Source organism: Actinoplanes sp. NPDC051343 (assembly GCF_044455125.1).
Lineage (GTDB): Bacteria > Actinomycetota > Actinomycetes > Mycobacteriales > Micromonosporaceae > Actinoplanes.
On the sequence record NZ_JBITEL010000010.1, the window covers coordinates 29,761 to 50,142 of the forward strand.

Annotated in this window: 16 protein-coding genes; 5 read left to right on the top strand and 11 right to left on the bottom strand. The window is 70.6% G+C overall.

What is annotated here, in order from left to right:
• Positions 1–31: 31 nt before the first annotated feature.
• The 5 genes from ACIA5C_RS30255 to eno all read right to left on the bottom strand — a co-directional run bounded on the left by ACIA5C_RS30255 (position 32) and on the right by eno (position 3,955).
• Positions 32–937: an exopolyphosphatase gene (locus ACIA5C_RS30255; protein ID WP_396060717.1), complete on the bottom strand. Its 906-nt coding sequence runs from the start codon at positions 935–937 to the stop codon at positions 32–34.
• A complete protein-coding gene (locus ACIA5C_RS30260) occupies positions 934–1,428 on the bottom strand; it encodes an amino-acid N-acetyltransferase (protein ID WP_396060719.1) in 495 nt (164 codons plus the stop codon). Before ACIA5C_RS30260 ends, ACIA5C_RS30255 begins: the two co-directional genes overlap by 4 nt.
• Complete coding sequence (locus tag ACIA5C_RS30265; RefSeq protein WP_396061560.1) at positions 1,428–2,018, bottom strand: DUF501 domain-containing protein; 591 nt, start codon at positions 2,016–2,018, stop codon at positions 1,428–1,430. The genes ACIA5C_RS30260 and ACIA5C_RS30265 overlap by 1 nt, the downstream gene beginning before the upstream one ends.
• Complete coding sequence (locus tag ACIA5C_RS30270; RefSeq protein WP_396060722.1) at positions 2,018–2,578, bottom strand: septum formation initiator family protein; 561 nt, start codon at positions 2,576–2,578, stop codon at positions 2,018–2,020. Before ACIA5C_RS30270 ends, ACIA5C_RS30265 begins: the two co-directional genes overlap by 1 nt.
• Positions 2,579–2,671: 93 nt before the next feature.
• Positions 2,672–3,955, bottom strand: a complete 1,284-nt coding sequence (gene eno / locus ACIA5C_RS30275; RefSeq protein ID WP_396060725.1) for a phosphopyruvate hydratase — start codon at positions 3,953–3,955, stop codon at positions 2,672–2,674.
• A 185-nt stretch (positions 3,956–4,140) separates the two neighbouring features.
• Here eno and ACIA5C_RS30280 point away from each other — a divergent pair, with 185 nt between their 5' ends.
• On the top strand, positions 4,141–4,773 hold the full coding sequence (locus ACIA5C_RS30280) for a hypothetical protein (protein ID WP_396060727.1): 633 nt from the start codon (positions 4,141–4,143) through the stop codon (positions 4,771–4,773).
• Positions 4,774–4,830: 57 nt separating this feature from the next.
• Positions 4,831–5,490, top strand: a complete 660-nt coding sequence (locus tag ACIA5C_RS30285; RefSeq protein ID WP_396060729.1) for a hypothetical protein — start codon at positions 4,831–4,833, stop codon at positions 5,488–5,490.
• Between the two features lie 409 nt (positions 5,491–5,899).
• On the opposite strand, the gene ACIA5C_RS30290 is transcribed toward ACIA5C_RS30285, so the two are convergent.
• The 5 genes from ACIA5C_RS30290 to mfd form a co-directional block, all read right to left on the bottom strand.
• Entirely contained in the window at positions 5,900–6,163 is a 264-nt protein-coding gene (locus ACIA5C_RS30290) for an SAM-dependent methyltransferase (protein ID WP_396060732.1), read from the bottom strand.
• A 439-nt stretch (positions 6,164–6,602) separates the two neighbouring features.
• Positions 6,603–8,219 carry a DUF885 domain-containing protein gene (locus ACIA5C_RS30295; protein WP_396060735.1) on the bottom strand — a complete coding sequence of 539 codons (1,617 nt, stop codon included), beginning with the start codon at positions 8,217–8,219 and terminating at the stop codon, positions 6,603–6,605.
• A gap of 10 nt (positions 8,220–8,229) precedes the next feature.
• Complete coding sequence (locus ACIA5C_RS30300) at positions 8,230–9,198, bottom strand: MazG family protein (RefSeq protein ID WP_396060737.1); 969 nt, start codon at positions 9,196–9,198, stop codon at positions 8,230–8,232.
• 2 nt (positions 9,199–9,200) lie between these two features.
• The gene (locus tag ACIA5C_RS30305; protein WP_396060740.1) at positions 9,201–9,995 is read right to left on the bottom strand and encodes a hypothetical protein; all 795 of its coding nucleotides are present in this window, start codon (positions 9,993–9,995) and stop codon (positions 9,201–9,203) included.
• A 59-nt stretch (positions 9,996–10,054) separates the two neighbouring features.
• Positions 10,055–13,684, bottom strand: a complete 3,630-nt coding sequence (gene mfd / locus ACIA5C_RS30310; protein ID WP_396060742.1) for a transcription-repair coupling factor — start codon at positions 13,682–13,684, stop codon at positions 10,055–10,057.
• Between the two features lie 168 nt (positions 13,685–13,852).
• On the opposite strand from mfd, the gene ACIA5C_RS30315 reads away from it, so the two are divergent.
• Both ACIA5C_RS30315 and ppc read left to right on the top strand, forming a co-directional pair.
• On the top strand, positions 13,853–15,625 hold the full coding sequence (locus ACIA5C_RS30315; RefSeq protein ID WP_396060745.1) for a hydrogenase maturation protein: 1,773 nt from the start codon (positions 13,853–13,855) through the stop codon (positions 15,623–15,625).
• Positions 15,626–15,739: 114 nt separating this feature from the next.
• On the top strand, positions 15,740–18,535 hold the full coding sequence (gene ppc, locus ACIA5C_RS30320) for a phosphoenolpyruvate carboxylase (protein ID WP_396060747.1): 2,796 nt from the start codon (positions 15,740–15,742) through the stop codon (positions 18,533–18,535).
• A gap of 61 nt (positions 18,536–18,596) precedes the next feature.
• On the opposite strand, the gene ACIA5C_RS30325 is transcribed toward ppc, so the two are convergent.
• Positions 18,597–19,307, bottom strand: coding sequence for a hypothetical protein (locus ACIA5C_RS30325; protein WP_396061563.1), 711 nt, complete (start codon positions 19,305–19,307; stop codon positions 18,597–18,599).
• 125 nt (positions 19,308–19,432) lie between these two features.
• On the opposite strand from ACIA5C_RS30325, the gene nadE reads away from it, so the two are divergent.
• Positions 19,433–20,257, top strand: a complete 825-nt coding sequence (nadE, locus tag ACIA5C_RS30330; protein ID WP_396060749.1) for an ammonia-dependent NAD(+) synthetase — start codon at positions 19,433–19,435, stop codon at positions 20,255–20,257.
• Positions 20,258–20,382: the final 125 nt, after the last annotated feature.

Consider the following 20,382-nt stretch of genomic DNA (forward strand, 5'->3'; position numbering starts at 1 on the left):
GGCGGGATACCGCCTTCCGGCAAAAAGCCGATCAAGCCAGGCCGAACGCGATCCCGTCGAGAATGTCGTGCTCCGAGGCGACCAGCGACGAATGGCCCGAGCGCTCCATGATGATGCGCAGAATCAGGGCCCCCGCACCGATCACATCGGCCCGGCCCGGATGCATCACCGGAAGGGCGAGCCGCTCGGCGACCGTCATGCCGAGCAGATCGGCGCTCACCCGGGCGACCGCCCCGTAACTCACCCGCGCATGGTGAATGCGGGACGCGTCGTATGCCGGCAGTCCGAGAGCGAGTGCGGTCACCGTCGTCACCGTGCCGGCGAGGCCCACGAGCGTACGGGAATCGCGGCCGGGAACGGCAGCGAGCGCGACATCGACCGCTTCCGTGATTTCCGCCGAGGCCGCGGCGATCTGGGCCGCCGAAGGCGGGTCGTCGTGCAGATGCCGTTCGGTCATGCGCACGCAGCCGATGTCCATCGAGATCGCCTGCTCGACATCGGTGCTCCCGGTGACGAATTCGGTCGAGCCGCCGCCCAGGTCGAAGACCAGGCAGGGCAGCTCCGCGCTCAGCCCGTTGAGCGCGCCCACAAAGGACAGATGCGCTTCCTGACGTCCGCTGATCACCTCGGGATCGACGCCGATCACCCCACGGACCATCGCGCGGAAATCGTCGGCATTGGAAGCGTCACGCGAGGCCGAGGTGGCACACATCCGGACGCGCGTCACGCCGAGCGCGGCGATTTCTTCGCCGTACGCGGTAAGCGCCGCGCGAGTGCGCGCCAACGCCGCATCGCTGATTCGTCCCGTACGGTCGACGCCCTCGCCGAGCCGGACGATCTGCATCTGCCGGGTGACGTCGGTGAGCTTTTCCCCCTCGACGTCGGCAATGAGAAGGCGAATGGAATTTGTCCCGCAATCGATGGCCGCGACCCTCATAGATGCAGCAGCATTCTCGTGTTCCCCAGCGTGTTGGGCTTGACCCGTTCCAGGTCGAGGAATTCGGCGACACCCTCGTCATAGGAGCGCAGAAGCTGCTCATAGACGGTGTGCGGCACCGGCGCCCCGTCGATCTCGGCAAATCCGAACGAGCCGAAGAAGCGCGTCTCGAAGGTCAGGCAGAAAACGCGGGCGACGCCGAGTTCGCGCGCCTGGTCGATCAGGCGGTTGACCAGCTGGTGGCCGATCTTGCGGCCGCGGAAGGCCGGATCGACGGCGACCGTGCGGATCTCGGCCAGGTCCTCCCACATGACGTGCAGGGCCCCGCAGCCGATGATCTCGTGGTCGTCCTCGGCGACCCAGAACTCCTGCACCGACTCGTAGAGGGTCACCGTCGCCTTGCTGAGCAGGCGGCGGTCGGCGGTGTAGGCGTCGACCAGCTCCCGGATCTTCTTCACGTCGCGGGTTGTTGCTCGCCTGATATCGGCCATCACTCCGGCTTTTCTACGCATGGACCGCCGGCCCACCAGGGCTCGATCGCGTCCCTCACCTCGTCGCCGAAAGGATTTACCCCCCGGCCCGCGGCGAGCGCGTGTCCGAGGTGAACATGCAGGCATTTCACCCGATCGGGCATGCCGCCGGCGGCGACGTGCGAGATCTCCGGCACGTCCTCGATCGCCTTGCGCCGGGAAAGGTAGTCCTCGGAGGCCTTCTCGTAGCGCTCGGCCAGCTCGGGATCGGTCGCCAGCCGCTCCTGCATGTCGCGCATCACCCCGGCCGACTCCAGGCGGCTGCAGGCGGCCGTGGCATGCGGACAGGTCAGATAGAAAAGCGTCGGAAACGGGGTGCCGTCATCGAGCCGGGGCGAGGTCTCGACCACGTCCGGATTGCCGCACGGGCAGCGGTGCGCGATCGCACGGGTGCCGCGGGGACGACGGCCGAGCTGGGCCGCCACGATGTCGAGGTCGGCTTCGGTCGGTTGTTCCGTTGAACCTTTTTCAACCTGACTTCGGGCGAACGGGCTCTGGGCCGTTGACCGGCGCCGGGCATTGCCGCCCTCGCCACGTTGAAAAAAGTTCATTAATTCGTTGGCTCCGCGTCGGCGGCTCGGACGCTGTTCCACAGCGTGTCGTACCAGGAATCGGGGGCGGCGGCCGGCGCGTCCTTGGCCGTGCTCTTCGCGACGACCGACGGGTCGTTGAGCACCAGTAGCGGCGTCTGGCCGGGCTCGACATAGAAGTATTTCGCGCGGGCCCGGGCCTTGATGTATTCCGGGTCCTGCCACTTGGCCAGCTCTTCCGACTTGGTCTGGATCAGCTTGCGCTGGGCGGCCTGATCGGCCTGCAGCTGGGCGATCTGCGACTCCTGCGCCAGATAGACGCGCAGCGGGTAGGTGTAGGCCAGGGCGAGCGCCACGAACATGACGATCAGGACGGTTGCGCGGCCGGTGAGCGCCCGGGGGCGCGGCGCGACCGTACGCTTCGCCGGGCCCGCGTTCGCCGAGACGGTGCGCCGGTTGAGAGCCGGGCGGGCGGCGCGGTTGCGGTGCCGGACCGAGCCGGTGGCCCGCACCCGGGGCACGCTGGAGGTCGGACGACGGGTCGGGCCTTGGCCGCTCGGCGTGCGCCGCTGTGTCGTCACCGCTCCTCCTCCCCCGACGGCCGCTGTGGGCACTCACCGAAACCTATGCCGGTTCCGGTGAGACCCACAACTCCATGATCTGCCGGACGGCCGTTACGCGGTGCGGTAACGCGGGAAAGCGCCCGCCCCGGCGTAGCGGGCCGCACCCTCCAGCTGCTCCTCGATGCGCAGAAGCTGGTTGTACTTCGCGACCCGGTCGGACCGCGCCGGGGCACCGGTCTTGATCTGGCCGCTGCCCACGGCGACCGCCAGGTCGGCGATCGTGACGTCCTCGGTCTCGCCCGAGCGGTGGCTCATCATCGTCCGGAAGCCGGCCCGGTGGGCCAGGTCGACGGCGTCGAGCGTCTCGGTGAGCGAGCCGATCTGGTTGACCTTGACGAGGACGGCGTTGGCCGCGCTCTCGGCGATGCCCCGGCCGATGCGGGTCGGGTTGGTGACGAACAGGTCGTCGCCGACGATCTGGATCTTGTCGCCGAGCTGAGCGGTCATCGCGCTCCAGCCCGCCCAGTCCTCCTCGTCCAGCGGGTCCTCGATCGAGACGATCGGGTATTCCGCCGCCAGCTTCGCGTAGTACGTGATCATCTCGTCGGTCGACTTGGGCGAGCCCTCGAAGACGTACGACCCGTCCTTGTGGAACTCGGTCGCGGCGACGTCCATGGCCAGCACGATGTCGGTGCCCAGGGTGAAGCCGGCCGCCTGCACGGCCTCGGCGATCAGGTCGAGCGCCGACGCGTTGGACGGCAGGCTCGGCGCGAAGCCGCCCTCGTCACCCAGTCCGGTCGAGAGGCCCTTCTTCTTCAACACGCTCTTGAGGGCGTGGTAGACCTCGGCACCGGTGCGCAGCGCCTCGCGGAAGGTCGGAGCGCCGATCGGGGCGATCATGAACTCCTGCACGTCGACGTTCGAGTCGGCGTGCGCGCCACCGTTGAGGATGTTCATCATCGGCACCGGCAGCAACGACGCGTTCGGACCGCCGACGTAGCGGAACAGCGGCAGCTCGGCGGAGAGCGCGGCGGCCTTCGCAACGGCCAGCGAGACACCGAGGATCGCGTTGGCGCCCAGCTCCGACTTGTCGGCGGTGCCGTCCAGGTCGAGCATCTTCTGGTCGATCAGGCGCTGCTCGCTCGCCTCGTAGCCGATCAGCTCGTCAGCGATCTTGTCTTCGACGTTCGAGACCGCGTTCTCGACGCCCTTGCCCAGGTAACGACCCTTGTCGCCGTCCCGCAGCTCGATCGCCTCGAAGGCGCCGGTCGAGGCGCCCGAGGGCACCGCGGCGCGGCCGACCGTGCCGTCGTCCAGCCCGACCTCGACCTCGACGGTCGGGTTGCCCCGGGAGTCGAGGATCTCGCGGGCGACGATCGCTTCAATGGTGGCCATGTGTCGTGTCGCTCCCTAACAGCTTGTGCCGGCCTCGTGACCGGCCCTTTCACCCGACCGCCACCCTGCGGCCGACCACGACACAGAGCGTATCGAGCCTTCCTGGGGCCTGTTCGGGCGGCCGGTGAACCCGAAGGTGCGGGTTTCCTCAAGTCGGCCCCGAGCTGGCCGATCACCCGGCCACTATGAGCGAACCCATGCTTCCCGCCGACGGGTCGTACATCGAGATGACCTCATACGGCGAAACAGTGCCGGACGTCCGGGTCATACACGCAGGCGAGGAGGTGATCACTCTCTCGCTCGCCCTCTCCGAGATCCCGCCCCAGGGCTCGGCCATCACGGTCCGCTGGGCGGCGGCTCCGCGCGGCCGGTACGCCGTGACGGCCAACGTCGCCGCGGTCGAAGGCAACCGGTTCGAGGTCCGCTTCGCCGGCGAACCGTCCATCGAACAGGCCCGGGACTACGTACGCGGCGGCGGCGGCGAGCTGATCCTGATGGAACGGGACGGCGAGGACGACGCCGTCGGATTCGTCCACGATCTGAGCGAGCGGGCGGTACGCGCCCACTTCACCGACGTGATCGTGCGTCCGGGCGACGAAATGGTGCTGAAGGTTCAGCTCACCGACGAGGTCGCGGCGTTTCCCGCGCGGGCCATCAAGGTCAGCTCGATGCGCCAGCAGGTGCCACGCCGGGGGCCGCTCTCGGTCGAAATGGTCGCCGTCTTCGACAGCAAGGACGACCACACGGCCAAGATGATCCGCCGCTACATCATGAGGCAGCAGATGCTGTCGCGGTCCCGCACCGCCTCCGCCGGGTAGTCGGGATTTGGTTTGCGCAGGGTTGCGCGGATAGGCAAGGGTGTCAGCGTGTCTGCCGTGCGTCTTGTTCTGACCGGCGTCGCCGCCGCCGCGGCGATGCTGGTCACGGCCGCCTGCGGCGGGGTCGACTCGGCCAACGCGGCGGGGGGCGCCCACGACGATCTGGTCTCCGAGCTGGCCACGCAGCTCGCCGGGTCGACCACGCTTAGTTACACCGCGACCTACCAGCTGGCCGGGGGCGACGAGGCGCAGATCACCCAGGCGCAGAAGCCGACCCGGGTGGCCTACACCTTCCCCGGCGGCCGCATGATCCGCACCTCGTCGGCGACGACCCGCTGCGCCGGCGCGGAGCCCGCCCTGAAGTGCACCGAGACCAGCCCCGCCCCGGCCGACGTCCGCTCGACCGGAGCGCTGATCACGCCCGACGCCGTGCTGGCGATGCTCAACCAGGCGGCGGTCGACCCAGGGGCGGTCGCCAAGCAGCACGACACGACGATGGCCGGCCACCACGCGACCTGCCTGGCCCTCACCGGCGTCACCCACACGCCCACTGCCGACTTCACGGTGTGCGTCACCGCCGAGGGCGCACTGGGCAGCTTCACCGCCACGATGGATGGAAAACAGGCCGACTTGGCCCTGACCGCCTACTCCGACAAGCCGGACCTGTCGGCTTTCGAGCTGCCGCCGGCCGCGACGGTCACCGACCAGCGAAAGTAGACGGCCCCGACATTGGACGAAGCGGTCCGCGGGCCGGAATGACCCGTAGAAGGGATGCCGTTGCTGGCGACGTCCTCGACCGCTGGGCGCGGATCGGGCGCGTCCCCCACCAGCGGGAGACCGACTGCACGCCCGAGGCGGCCTGCTCCAGGCGGGGATGGTCGAAGAGGGCGGCCAGTTCGGGGCCGGAGCGGTCGGCCCACTGCGACTCAGTGGAGGACCGCGACCAGCAGCAGACCCGTCGGCTCGGCGAGGTCGAGGGTCTCCAGCAGCCGGGGATTTTCCAGAATCTGCGCGGCTCCCGCAGGTAGGCCTCGAGGAAGGCCGGCCGCCCTCGTGCGTGGCCACCACCAGCGGGTCGTTGTCGACGTAGACCACGCGAGACGTCGGGTCGGCCTGCTGGGCGATCTCATGGGTGTTGGGCGAGGTCGGAATGCCGCACCCGATGTCGAGGAAACTGCCGGATGCCCCGGGCGGCCATGAACCGCACCGCCCGGTGGAGAAACCAGCGGTTTTTCCGCGCGCCCAGCCGGGCCGTCGGATGCCGCGCCACGATCTCGTCGGCGGCGTCCCGGTCGACGGCAAAGTTGTCCGTGCCGCCGAGCAGGTAGTCATAGCGCCGCGCCGGATGCGTCGTGCCCGTGTCGAACTCCCGGCTGTCGCGACCGTCCACTGCGGATCCCAGCCATCCCGGTCCGAGATCAGTTCGCCCATCGTAGGCATATCGGACTCCCGGGGTGAGGCGGGAGCTGCGTACGTCCTTTGTACGCAAGCGGTCCCGCAGCACGACCGGCCATCGGAGTCGTCGCACGGAATCGGGCCCACTTGGGGTGGAACACACATCGCGGGACTTCTTCAGAAGCGCTGCGGCGTGCCAGGCGGCGGCTAACCGCAGTAGGACGGCGACGAAGCGAATGCGCCGAAGCAGAAGCTCATCCACCGGGAAGTCCCGCCGCTCCGGCCGAAGGCTGTAGCGGGCGAAACAACTCGGGCCGTACGAACGACGCGACGCAAAGCCGGCGCCCGCCGACGGAGGCGGATCGCCACGATGCGCATGCCGCCACGGTAAGTCCGGGCAAGAGCGGAACGCGCAAGCGCCTCCGGCGTTCGCTTCACACGCCCAGCAGGGCGCTCAGGTGACGCGGGGGCGGGGAGCCGTGCGCGAGCATCGCGTCGTGCCAGGCCTTGGGGGTGGCGCCGAAAGGGCGGGCGGCCGCGATCGCCGAGACCTCGGTGTAGCCGACGAAGTAGGTCGAGAGCTGGGTCGACGTGAGCAGGGCGCGGCGCCACTTGCCGGCCGCCTCGCCCTCCTCCTGGAAGCCGCGCCCGGTCATCAGGGCCATGGCCTCGGACTCGGGCAGTCCGTCGCAGTGCACCAGCTGGTCGATGATGGCGTTGAGGCTCATTCGCAGCTGCATTTTGAGCTGCTGCAGGCGTACCGGCAGGCCGCCGAAGCCGAGGGCGGCCATCGCCTCTTCGCCGTAGACCGCCCAGCCCTCGACGAACGGACCCGACCAGCCGAGTGCGCGCACCCGGGTTGCGGCGCGGAAGCGGCGGGAGTGGGCGATCTGCAGGAAGTGGCCGGGCATCGCCTCGTGGACGGTCAGGTTGCGGATCATCTGGTTGTTGTATTCGCGGTAGAAGCTCTCGGCGCGCTCGGCCGGCCAGTCGGACGGGGTCGGCGCTATGCAGTAGAACGTGGGGACGTCGGCCGTCTCGAGGGGGCCCGGCGGGTCGCAGTAGGCCACCGCGACGCCGCGGGCGAACTCGGGCATCTCCTCGATCACGCACGGGTCGTCGACCAGGGTCAGCAGGTCGTGCTCGCGGATGAAGTCGGTCGCCTCGGTCATCGTGACCTTGGCCAGGTCGACGATCGTGGCGTTGTCGGGGTGGTCGGCGGCCAGGGCGGCGAGGGCCCGGCGGACCGTCTCGTCGGTGGCCGGGCCGCCGACCAGCTCGGCCGAGGCCTCCCGCAGCTCGGCGCCGACGCGGTCGAGGTTGGCGCGGGCGCGGGACAGGATCTCGGCCGCCGGCAACTCGGTGTCGAGCGTGTGCCACAGCCGGGCCTCCCACAGCGGGCGGCCGAGCCGCGGGTCGCGCCCGGGGTCTCCGCTCTCGAGCCGGCCGCGGAGCCAGCCGTCGAATTCGGCAAGCGCGCTCAGCGCGGTCGCCGCGGACGGCTCGATCGCCGCCTGCATGCCCGGCTCCTCGGCGAGCAGCAGCGGCAACTCGTGGCGGATCAGCGCGGCCGTGCCCTGGAACTGGCCGATCGCCGTCTCGGCGTGGATGCGGGGCACGTCGCCCAGCACGGCCCGGGCGGTGGCCAGCGCGTCGGGGATCGCGGCGAGCCGGCCGCCGAGGCTGGCCAGTCGCTCCTCGGCCGGGGCGAACGGCCGCGCCAGCAACGTGTGCAGCAGCGGGCCGGGGTTGTGCTCCAACGGGTTCCACTCGTGCTCTCGCACGTCGGTCAGCTCGAACAGGCCCCGCTCGACGACGGCGGAGAGGATCGCGTGGTCGACCCGATCCTCTTCGTCGAAGGCGTCGGGGTCGATGCCGGACAGCGCGTCGGCGGCATCGCGCAACATGGACACCCGGGCGGCCACGCCACCGGGCGACAGGTCGGGCAGGCGGTCGTCGAAACGGTGGTCGCCCGCGAAGGAGGCGAGACCCGGTTCGCTCTCGAGGATGGCGTCGACGATCTGCTCGGCGAGGGGGACGAACTCCGGCATGCCGAGAAACCTACTCGGCACCTCTGACATTCTGCTGTTCCGCCGAGCGCACGTCTTCGGCGTACCGCAAAGCGGCCCGCCGCAAAGCGGCCTCGGCGTCCTCGCCCGCCTTGCGGGCTTCGAAAACCTGTCGCAGCAGGGTCGCGCCGAGATCGGCGCTTTCCGGCAGCGGTACGCCCACGCCGGCCCGCTCCGCACGCTGCAGAATCTTGGCCGCCAGCGCGAGCGCGGGCTGGCTGAGCGCGATCCCGTCGAGCGCCGAGTCGCGGGACTTCTCGGCCTTCTTGATGCGCTCCCAGTTCGCGGTGATCTCCTCGAGGCCCTCGACGGTCTCCCCCGCGAAGACGTGCGGGTTGCGCCGCACCATCTTGTCGACGAGCCCACCGGCCACGTCGTCGACGTTCCAGCGTTCGTCGGGGGGCAGTTCCTCGGCCAGCCGGGCGTGCAGCACGACCTGCAGCAGCACGTCGCCGAGTTCCTCGCGCAGCGCGTCGAGGTCGTCCGACTCGATCGCGTCGTACGCCTCGTACGCCTCTTCCAGCAGGTAGGGCGCGAGCGTGCGGTGATTTTGGGCCCGCTTCCACGGGTCACCGCCGGGCGAGGCCAGCCGGTCCATCACCGCGACCGCGTCGAGCAGCCGGGCGCCGGGCGGGTCCCACGACCCGTACATCAGCTCGAGTTCGGCCAGCGACGGCTCGTTGGCGAGCCGCAGGCCGAGCCTCCGCGTGAAGTCCTGGTCGCCGGTCGGGCCGCCGAGCCAGACCACCGCGTCCTCGTGGGGGCCGAGCGCCGCCAGCAGGCGCTCCGGATCGGGCTCGATCACGGTGACCGGCACGCCGCTGGCCCTCAGCGCCGCCGCCTGAGCGGACTCGGCCGCGGTGAAGACCGGATGGGCCCGCACGACATCCCACGCGGCCGCGGTCAGCAGCCCGGCCGGCAGGCGCGGCGAGGTGACGAGCAGAACGATGCGGGCGGTCACGCTCAGCGCGCGTCGGTCACCGGCGCGGCCTGGTCCTGCGGCCCGATCGGCACCGTGATCAGCGGGACGATCATGCCGTTCCGCTGGTCCTGCGTGACGAGCAGCGGCAGCTTGGTCGGCTGGTAGCGCGGGTTGATGCGGATGTCGGACTGCGAACCCGCCTTGACGATCTCGTCGCGCACCGCCGCGGCCTGCCGCACCACGGACATGTTGGCGCTGGCGGCCAGATCGGTCTTGAACTTGGAGAACGGCGTGGACGGGTCGTACTGCTGGATGGCGACCAGCCCGTCGTGCAGTTCCTGCAGGTCGGCGTCGGTCGGGTTGCCCGGCGTCGTCACCTTGGCCCGCAGTGCGTCGACCTTGAACAGCCACACGGCGTAGAGCTGCGCGTATTCCGAGTTGGCGGGCAGCTTGAGCGCGCTCGCGAGCTGGGCCTCCTGCAGGTCCTGCTCGGTCGGGGCGGCGACGCCCTGAGCGGCGGCTAGCTTGTCGACGATGCCGCCGCCGAGCAGCAGCGACACGACGTCGGCGCGGGTGATCGGCATGGTGACCGGCCCCGAGGAGGCGGGCGTCGGCTGGCCGTCCACAGGTTGGCCGTCGGGAGCCTGGGCGTCGGGCGGCGAGGCCTGCAGCTGGTCGCGCACTTCGTTGTAGACGGCGTCGACGCGGTCGGTGGTGATGCGCCCGGAACCGCCGACATAGGCCGCGACCGAGGACTCCGACCGGCAGGCGGAGAGCCCGGCCACGCCGAGAGAAGCGACAACGACCACGGATGCGAGTCGGCGAGCACGCTGCATGGTCATGACTCTCTCACGACCAGTGCGAGGCATGCCCTCCGACCCCCGAATCACCTTTTCTAGGCCTTGACCGGCGCGGGCACCTCTCCCAGCACGTCCTTGAGCAGCTGCGCGCACCACTGCAGCAGCGCCTGGTCGCGCAGCGGCTCGCCGCCCACCCGCCGGGTGCTCGGCCGCGGCACGCTGACCTGGTCGGTCGTCGTCTTGTAGACCGAATCCGGGTGGTAGCGCTTGAGCCGCATCTGCTTGGAGTCGGGCAGCGGCAGCGGCGAGAACCGCAGGTGCTTGCCCTGCACGGACACGTCGGTCAGACCGTACGCCCGGACCAGCAGGCGGAACCGCGCCACCGCGATGAGGTTGGCGACCTGCTCGGGCGGCTCGCCGTAGCGGTCGGTCATCTCGGCGACCACCTCGGCGAGACGCGCCTCGTCGCGCGCCTCGGCCAGCTTGCGGTACATCTCGAGGCGCAGGCGCTCGACCGCGATGTATTCGGTCGGCAGGTGCGCGTCGATCGGCAGGTCGATCTTGACCTCGAGCTCCTCCTCGGGCCGTTCGCCCTTGAAGGCCTGCACCGCCTCGCCGACCATCCGCACGTACAGGTCGAAGCCGACGCCCTCGATGTGGCCGGACTGCTCGCCGCCGAGCAGGTTGCCGGCGCCGCGGATCTCGAGGTCCTTCATCGCGACGTACATACCGGCGCCCAGTTCGGTGTGCTGGGCGATGGTGGCCAGCCGCTCGTGGGCCTGTTCGGTCAGCGGCTTCTCGCGCGGGTAGAGGAAGTAGGCGTACGCCCGCTCGCGACCGCGGCCGACCCGGCCGCGGATCTGGTGCAGCTGGGCCAGACCGAGCAGATCGGCCCGCTCGACGATGAGCGTGTTGGCGTTCGGGATGTCGATGCCGGACTCGACGATCGTGGTGCAGACCAGGACGTCGAACTCCTTCTCCCAGAAGCCGATCATGACCTTCTCCAGCTGTTCCTCGCTCATCTGGCCGTGCGCCACCGCGACCCGGGCCTCGGGCACCAGCTCGCGCAGCTTGCGGGCCGCCCGGTCGATCGACTCGACGCGGTTGTGCAGATAGAACACCTGCCCGTCGCGGAGCAGCTCGCGGTGGATGGCCGCCGCGACCTGCTTGTCGTCCTGGCCACCGACGAAGGTGAGCACCGGGTGCCGCTCCTCGGGCGGGGTGGCGATGGTCGACATCTCGCGGATGCCGGTGATCGCCATCTCGAGCGTCCGGGGAATCGGGGTGGCCGACATGGTCAGCACGTCGACCGACGCCCGCAGGGCCTTGAGCTGCTCCTTGTGCTCGACGCCGAAGCGCTGCTCCTCGTCGACGATGATCAGGCCGAGGTTTTTGAACCGCGTGGAGCTGGCCAGCAGCCGGTGGGTGCCGATCACGATGTCGACGGCACCGCTGGCCGCCTCCTCGAGCGTGAGCGTGGTCTCCTTGGGCGTCTGGAACCGGGACAACTGCTTGATGGTCACCGGGAACTGGCTCATCCGCTCGGTGAACGTGTTGAAGTGCTGCTGGGCGAGCAGCGTGGTCGGCACCAGCACGGCTACCTGTTTTCCGTCCTGCACCGCCTTGAACGCCGCCCGCACCGCGATCTCGGTCTTGCCGTAGCCGACGTCGCCGCAGATCAGCCGGTCCATCGGGACGGCCAGCTCCATGTCCTGCTTGACGTCGATGATCGCGGCCATCTGGTCGGGGGTCTCGGTGTAGGGGAAGGCGTCCTCCAGCTCACGCTGCCACGGGGTGTCCGGGCCGAACGAGTGGCCCTTGGACGCCTGGCGGGCGGCGTACAGCTGGATGAGCTGCGCGGCGATCTCGCGGACCGCCTTGCGGGCCCGCGCCTTGCTCTTCTGCCAGTCGGAGCCGCCCATCTTGTGCAGCGTGGGCGATTCGCCGCCGACGTAGCGGGACAGCTGGTCGAGCTGGTCGGTGGGCACGTAGAGCCGGTCGCCGGGCTGGCCCCGCTTGGACGCCGCGTACTCGAGGACCAGGTATTCGCGGTCGGCGCCGTTGACCGTACGCTGCACCAGCTCGACGTATCGGCCGATGCCGTGCTGCTCGTGCACCACGAAGTCGCCCGTCTTGAGCTCGAGCGGGTCGATCGTGTTGCGCCGCCGGGACGGCATCTTGCGCATGTCCTTGGTGGACGCTCCGCGGCCGCCGCTGATGTCGTTGCCGGTGATCACCGCGAGCCGCGACCCGGCGTCGACGAAGCCGTGGTTGAGGCCGCCGCGCGTGATCAGCACCTGGCCGGGCTCGATCGCGACCGGGATCGAGTCGACCGGGGTGACCCCGACGCCGGCGTCACGCAGCACCTCGGTGGCCCGCTCGGCAGTGCCGTGGCCCTCGAAGACCAGGGCGATCGACCAGTCCCCGCGGGACCAGTCCGACAGGTCCGACACCAGCTTCGAGGTGTCGCCGTGATAGAGCGGCACCGGCTGGGCCGAGAGCGCGATCGCGTCACCGGCGTCGGGCGAGACCTCGACGGACGGCGTCTCGAGCCACGGTTGGTCATCGGCTTTTTCGTCGTCGGTCTCGGTCAGGCCGAAGGGCGACACCGTCCACCATGGCTGGTGCAGCGTCGCCGCGTGCGCCCGCACGTCGGCCAGGGTGCGGAAGGCGGCCGCTCCGACGTCGATCGGGGCCTGCCCGCCGACGGCCGCCGCGGCCCAGGACGCTTCCAGGAACTCGTTCGACGTGCGGGTCAGGTCGTGCGCCCGGGTGCGAATGCGCTCGGGGTCGCACAGCAGCACGTGGGCGCCGGGCGGGAGGCAGTCGAGCAGCAACTCCATGCTGTCGGTGCCGTGCAGCAACGCCGGGGCCAGCGACTCCATGCCCTCGACCGGGATGCCCTCGGCCAGCTTGTCGAGAATCTCCGCCAGCTCGGGATGGTCCGCCGACAACTCGGCGGCCCGCTCCCGGACCGCAGGTGTGAGCAGCAGCTCACGGCACGGCGGGGCCCACAACCGGTCGACCTGGTCGATCGTGCGCTGGTCGGCGACCGCGAAGGTGCGGATCTCCTCGACCTCGTCACCCCAGAACTCGACCCGGGAGGGGTGCTCGTCGGTCGGCGGGAAGACGTCGAGGATGCCACCGCGCACCGCGAACTCGCCGCGCTTGGTGACCAGGTCGACCCGGGCGTACGCCATGTCGGACAGCCGCCGCGCGACGCCCTCCAGTTCGGCCTCACCGCCCGAGGTCAGCTCCACCGGCTCGAGGTCACCCAGGCCCTTGAGCTGGGGTTGCAGCACCGACCGTACCGGCGCCACCACCACCTGGATCGGCTGGTCGCCGGGGTGGGCGAGCCGGCGCAGCACGGCCAGCCGGCGGCCGACCGTGTCGGATCGCGGGGACAGCCGCTCGTGCGGCAGCGTCTCCCAGGACGGGTAGACCGCGACCCGGTCGGGGCTGAGCAGGCAGCCCAGCGCGTCGACCAGGTCGTCGGCCTCGCGGCTGGTGGCGGTGACCGCCAGCACGGGGCGGTCGGCGCCGCCGACGTCGGTGGTGCCGGCCACGGTAGCGACCACGAACGGGCGCAGCGCGGCCGGCGCGGTCAGATCGAGCGAGTCGGAGTCGACCCAGAGTCCATTTGGATCGGCCTTACGCGCCAGGTCACGGGCGCGAGCGAGGCCCCGGTCGCGCAGGGCGGCCGGGATCAGTCCGGCGAGTTGCATGGGGATCCCCCGAGACACGTCTTTTAACCCCAGCGCCCAGGAGGGCGGGGGTACGACACCAAGCTTAGTCCGGCCGCCGGACCAGTAAGTGTCGGACAACATGTCCGACTTAACCACCCAAAAGCCGTGAATAGTGCCGGTCTTAAATGGGTTCCCTGGGGAGGCAACGTGCGGATCCTGCTGATCGTTACGGCGTTCAACGGATTGACCCAGCGCGCGTGGTGCGCGCTGCGGGAGGCCGGGCACGACGTGGGCGTTCAGTTGGCCACCAGTGCGCAGGACATGATCGACGGAAGCAGGGCCGCCGATCCGGAGCTGATCATCTGCCCGTTCCTCAAGGACCGGGTGCCGTCCGAGGTCTGGCAGCAGTGGCGGACGATCATCATCCATCCGGGTCCGGTCGGCGACCGCGGACCCTCCTCGCTCGACTGGGCGATCATGGAGGGCGCCCGGCGGTGGGGCGTCACCGCGCTCCAGGCGGTCGAGGAGATGGACGCCGGGCCGATCTGGGCCACCCGCACCTTCGGGCTGCCGATGGCGCCGCCGCGCAAGTCGTCGCTGTACAACGGGCCGGTCGCCGACGCCGCGATGGAGTGCATCTTCGAGGTGGTGACCAAGGCCGACGACCCCGCCTTCACACCGGTACCGGCCGAGCGGATGCCGGCCGAGGCCCTCCTGCCACAACCCGAACTGCGGAGAGAGGGCGGCGCCCGGCTGCGGCCCCTGATGCGCCAGGACGACCGGTCATTCGACTTCAACGAGCCGACCGAGCACATCGTGCGGCGGATCCGGGCCGCCGACGGCTCACCGGGCGTACGCGCCGAGATCAGCGGACTGCCGGTCTTCGCGTACGACGCGCACCCCGGCCTGCACCGCGGCGCCCGGCCCGGCGAACTGGTCAGCCGCCGCCAGGGGGCGGTGCTGGTCGGCACCGGGGACGGCAGCGTCTGGCTCGGCCATCTGCGGTCACCCGAGAAACACCGGAACATCAAGCTGCCGGCGACCACGCTTCTCGGTGCGCGGCTCCGCGGCGTACCGCACTCACCGCTGCCGCCCGGCAGCGAGCCGGAATCGCCGGCCGCCTATCGCCAGATCCGGTATCGCCGCACCGGGCGCATCGGATGGCTGGCGTTCGACTTCTACAACGGCGCGATGGCGGCCGGGCACTGCCGGCGGCTGCTCGCCGGGCTCAAGCACGCGGCGGCCCAGGACACCGACGTGCTGGTGCTGCGGGGCAGCACGGACGCGTTCAGCAACGGCATCCACCTCAACGTCATCGAGGCGTCGTCCGACCCGTCCGGGGCGGCGTGGGCCGGCATCCGCGCGATCAACGAAGTGTGCCGGGCGATCATCACGTGCAGCCGGCAGGTCGTGATCGCCGCCTATGCGGGCAGCGCCGGAGCGGGCGGGGTGATGCTCGGGCTGGGCGCCGACATCGTGGCGGCCCGGGACGGGATCGTGCTCAACCCCTACTACGACATCGGGCTGTACGGCTCCGAACTGCACACCTTCACGCTCCCCCGCCGGGTCGGCCCCGAGCAGGCGCAACGGCTCATCGACGAGAAACTCCCGGTCAGCGCGTCGGGGGCGGCCGCGATGGGACTCGTGGACGAGGTCGGGCCGCGCCATCCCGACGCGTACGCGGAATGGCTGACCGCACTCGCCGAACGGCAGAGTGACCCACGGGTGGCGCGCGCCCGCCGCGCGGCGAAAGCGAAGCGTCTCGCCGGCGAGCGGGTACCGCTCGAGGTCTACGAGGCCCGTGAGCTGGCCGAGATGAGCCGGGACATGTTCGGCGATCGATCCGGGTTCGCGGCGGCCCGCCGCGACTTCGTCACCAAGGCGGCTCCGGTCTCGACGCCGGAACGGCTGCTCTTCCGGCCTCCGGCACCGGCGGTCCCGGCGGCGCGACTAAGGTCGGCGGTGCCGATCTCGGCGTGAGACGGCTCGGGTGAGAAGTTCCTCAATTCACCCCTGCTCGAGGTCACGCCGATACGATCGGCGGCAGTCGGGACAGCGCAGTCCTGGAGCACCTGATCGCGAAGGAGCGCCCCGATGACCGACCAGCACGGCCGCCTGGACCCTGACGGCCCCGACGCAGCGCTTCGCGCCGACATCCGGCGCATCGGCACCCTGCTCGGCCAGACCCTCGCCCGCCAGGAGGGCCGCCCGCTGCTCGACCTGGTCGAGGAGGTCCGCGCCCTGGTCCGCCAGGACGCCGGGGCCGCCGCCGACCGGCTCGCCAAGATGGATGTCACGACCGGCACCAAGCTGGCCCGTGCGTTCTCCACCTACTTCCACCTGGCCAACATCACCGAGCAGGTCCACCGGGCCCGTGACCTGCAGCGTCGCCGCGCCCGCAACGGCGGCTGGCTCGACCAGGCGGCCAAGCTGATCGCCGAGCAGGGCGTCGGAGCGGACGAGATCGCCGCGGCCGCCCGCCGGCTCGCGATCCGCCCGGTGTTCACCGCCCACCCGACCGAGGCGGCCCGCCGCTCGATCCTCTCCAAGCTGCGGCAACTGGCCGACTCACTCGACGCCGAGGCGTCGGCCGCGGTGCTGTACGGCGCGTCCGACACCACCGCCTCGACCCGCCGCTTCGCCGAGCTGATCGACCTGCTCTGGCAGACCGACGAGCTGCGGCTCGACCGGCCCGATCCGACCGACGAGGCCCGCAACGCGGTCTACTACCTGCGCGACCTCTACGCCGATGCGGCCCCGCAGGTGCTCGGCGACCTCGCCGAGACCCTGCGCCAGCTGGGCGTCGAGACCGCGCCGACCAGCCGGCCGCTGTCGTTCGGCTCGTGGATCGGCGGCGACCGCGACGGCAACCCGTTCGTCACCCCGGCGGTCACCCGCGACGTGCTGATCATCCAGCACGAGCACGGCATCCAGGCCACCGAGAAGGCGATGGACGAGCTGATCGACGAGCTGTCGGTCTCCCGCCGGCTGCGCGGTGTCTCGCTCGACCTGGCCGCCTCGCTGGCCAAGGACCTCGACGCCCTGCCCGAGGTGCCGGGCCGCTTCCGGCGCACCAACGCCGAGGAGCCCTACCGCCTCAAGGTCCGGGCCATCAAGGCCAAGCTGGCCAACACCCGCAAGCGCCTCGACCAGGGCACGGCCCACGTGCCCGGCCGCGACTACCTGGGCAGCGACGAGCTGATCAGCGACCTCGAGCTGATGCGGGCGTCGCTGGCCCGCAACTCGGGCCAGCTGACCGCGGTCGGCGTGGTGGCGACGGCGATCCGTACGGTGTCGGCGTTCGGCCTGCAGCTGGCGACGCTCGACGTGCGCGAGCACGCCGAGAAGCACCACGAGGTGCTCCAGCAGATGTACACGCAGGTCGGCGAGGTCGACGACTACGCGGCGCTCGACCGCGCGCAGCGCACCAAGCTGCTGGCCGACGAGCTGACCGGGCGGCGTCCGCTGTCCGCCCTCGACACCCCGCTGACCGACTCGGCCCGCAAGACCTTCGACGTGTTCAACACGATCCGGGAGTCGCAGGACCGGTTCGGCGCGGATGTCATCGAGTCGTACATCATCTCGATGACCCTCGGCGTCGACGACGTGCTCGCCGCGGCCGTGCTGGCCCGCGAGGCCGGCCTGATCGACGTCCACACCGGCCGGGCCCGGGTCGGCATCGTGCCGCTGCTGGAGACCCCGGCCGAGCTCGACGCCGGCGGCGACCTGCTCGACCAGATGCTGTCCCTGCCGGCCTACCGCGAGATCGTGCGGGCCCGCGGCGACGTGCAGGAGGTCATGCTCGGCTACTCCGACTCCAACAAGGAGGGGGGTATCACGACCAGTCAGTGGGGCATCCACAAGGCGCAGCGGTCGCTTCGTGACGTGGCCGCCCGGCACGGGGTCCGGCTGCGCCTCTTCCACGGTCGCGGTGGCACCGTCGGTCGTGGTGGCGGCCCGACGCACGAGGCGATCCTGGCCCAGCCCTACGGCACTCTGGACGGCGCGATCAAGGTGACCGAGCAGGGCGAGGTCATCTCCGACAAATACACTCTGCCGGCTCTGGCGCGCGAAAATCTCGAACTCACCGTGGCCGCCGTTCTGCAGGCGACGCTGCTTCACACGTCGCCTTCGGTCAACCCCGAGCAGCTGGCGCGGTGGGACGCCACCATGGATGCCGCCTCCGACGCGGCCTTCAAGACCTATCGCTCGCTGGTCGAAAACCCTGACCTGCCGGCATATTTCTGGGCCGCCACCCCGACCGAACTGCTCGGCCAGCTCAACATCGGATCACGGCCGGCCAAGCGGCCCAACACCGACGCCGGCCTCGGCGGCCTGCGGGCCATCCCGTGGGTGTTCGGGTGGACGCAGACCCGGCAGATCGTTCCCGGTTGGTTCGGCGTCGGCTCCGGCCTGCAGGCGGCCCGCGAGGCCGGGCACACCGAGGTCCTCACCGAGATGCACGAGCACTGGGAGTTCTTCAAGACGTTCCTCTCGAACGTCGAGATGATGCTCAACAAGACCGACCTGAACATCGCGCGGCGCTACGTCGACACGCTCGTCCCGGCCCACCTGCGGCCGATCTTCGAGACGATCGAGGAGGAGTACGACCGCACGGTCCGGGAGGTTCTGGCCATCACCGGCGGCACCGACCTGCTGGGCTCCCAGCCCGAACTGAAGCGCACCCTGGGCGTGCGCGACACCTACCTGGAGCCGCTCCACCACCTCCAGGTGGCGCTGCTGCGGCAATACCGCGACCTGGGCGACGGCGAGCGCCAGCTGGCCACGGCCCCGGGCAGCCGCCGGGCCCCGTCGGACTCGACGGCCCTGGAACGCGCCCTGCTCACCACCGTCAACGGCATCGCCGCCGGCATGCGCAACACCGGCTGAGTTCCGGTTTCCCGGCGCGGCGTCCGCTTTCCGCGGGCGCCGCGCTTTTCGGCGGGGCCTTCTACGAGCCGAGGGCGATCTCCGTCTTGGTGACCTGCAGGTCGGCGGGGACCACGCCGTACGCCCGGAGCGCCGTGGAGATGCGCGCCGCGACCGCCGGCGCCTCGTCGACCGGGCAACGGGTCGACAGCTCGACCAGGTCGGATCCGTCGGGGTAGCGCCACCGCTCCGCCGTCAGCCCGCCGTCGAAGCCGCGCAGCTTGACGTTCTGGCAGCGCACGTGGATCGGCCCGAACACGGTCAGATCGCCGAGTTTGACCTGCGGGGCGTACTTCAGGAGCAGCCGCCGCTGGCGGGGCGAGAGAAGTTTGATCAGTGGCCGCCCCGCGGCCACCGCCCGCGACACCGCGCTTCGCCCGAGCCTTTTCTTGAGGGCACCGGAGCAGACCGAGTGGCCGGGCAGCGCGTCGATCTCCATGCGGAAGCAGTCGGCGTGGCGGAGCCAGCCCGGCACCCGGCCGGGCACGACCGGGCGGAGCTTGACCACGGCGTCGTCGCGCCGGTGGGCCCGGTCACGGAACCGGATGATCACGCCGAGGCGATAGAGGGCGAGGTCGGGGGTGTCGAGGAAGTAGATGCGGCGGGCCGGCCCGCGGTCGTGGTCGATGCCCAGCGACCGGCTGCCCGTGCGGGGCACCACCAGCTTGAGCTCCACCTGGTCGACCTGGTCGGCCCGGGTCGGCAGCCCGTCCGGCTGCCAGAATCCCGTCATCGTCACGGCCCACGCCTCTCCTTCGCCCCGGCGGGGCCGCATACCCTCGTACACCTTTCGTTAACCTTAAGGCAACGCACAGTTCCCCCGGGCCGGCCGGGGACACGGCCGGATACCGTACGAGGGTGACCAACCTCCGGAAGCAGATCCTCGACGAGCTCGGCGCGCGGCCGTCCGTCGTCCCCACCGACGAGATTCGGCGCCGGGTCGACTTCCTCAAGGACTATCTGCGCGCGTCCCGGACCAAGGGCTACGTTCTCGGCGTCAGCGGCGGCCAGGACAGCACGCTGGCCGGCAGGCTGTGCCAGATCGCGAGCGAGGAACTGCGGTCGGAGGGTCACGACGCGACTTTCGTCGCGGTCCGTTTGCCGTACGCCGTGCAGGCCGACGAATCCGACGCGCAGATCGCCCTCGACTTCATCCGGCCGGACCGCTCGATCGTGGCCAACGTCAAGCCGAGCGCCGACGCCCTGGCTGCCGAGGTGTCGCGCGACCTGGGCGAGCCGCTGCGTGATTTCGTCCGTGGCAACATCAAGGCCCGCGAGCGCATGGTGATCCAGTACGCGATCGCCGGCCAGCTCAACCTGCTCGTCGTCGGCACCGACCACGCCGCCGAGGCGATCACCGGTTTCTTCACCAAGTACGGCGACGGCGGCGTCGACGTGACCCCGCTGACCGGCCTCTCCAAGCGCCAGGGCGCCCGGCTGCTGCAGGAGATGGGCGCGCCGGAGTCGGTCTGGCAGAAGGTTCCGACCGCCGACCTCGAGGACGACCGGCCCGCCCTGCCGGACGAGGTCGCGCTGGGCCTGACGTACTCGGTGATCGACGACTACCTGGAGGGCGCCGACGTGGCTCCCGAGGTCGCCGACAAGCTCGAATCGATCTACCGCATGACCCGCCACAAGCGCTCGGTGCCCGTGACTCCGCTCGACGGCTGGTGGCGCGACTGACCTTTCGCTAGAGTCGAGCGACGTGGGAGCGCTCCCATGGGGTCGGCCGCAGTCTGGCGGCAGTGGCCGGCGGTCCCGGCGGTCCCTGTCTGGCGGCAGGGGCCGCTCCGCCTTTCTGAGAGCGA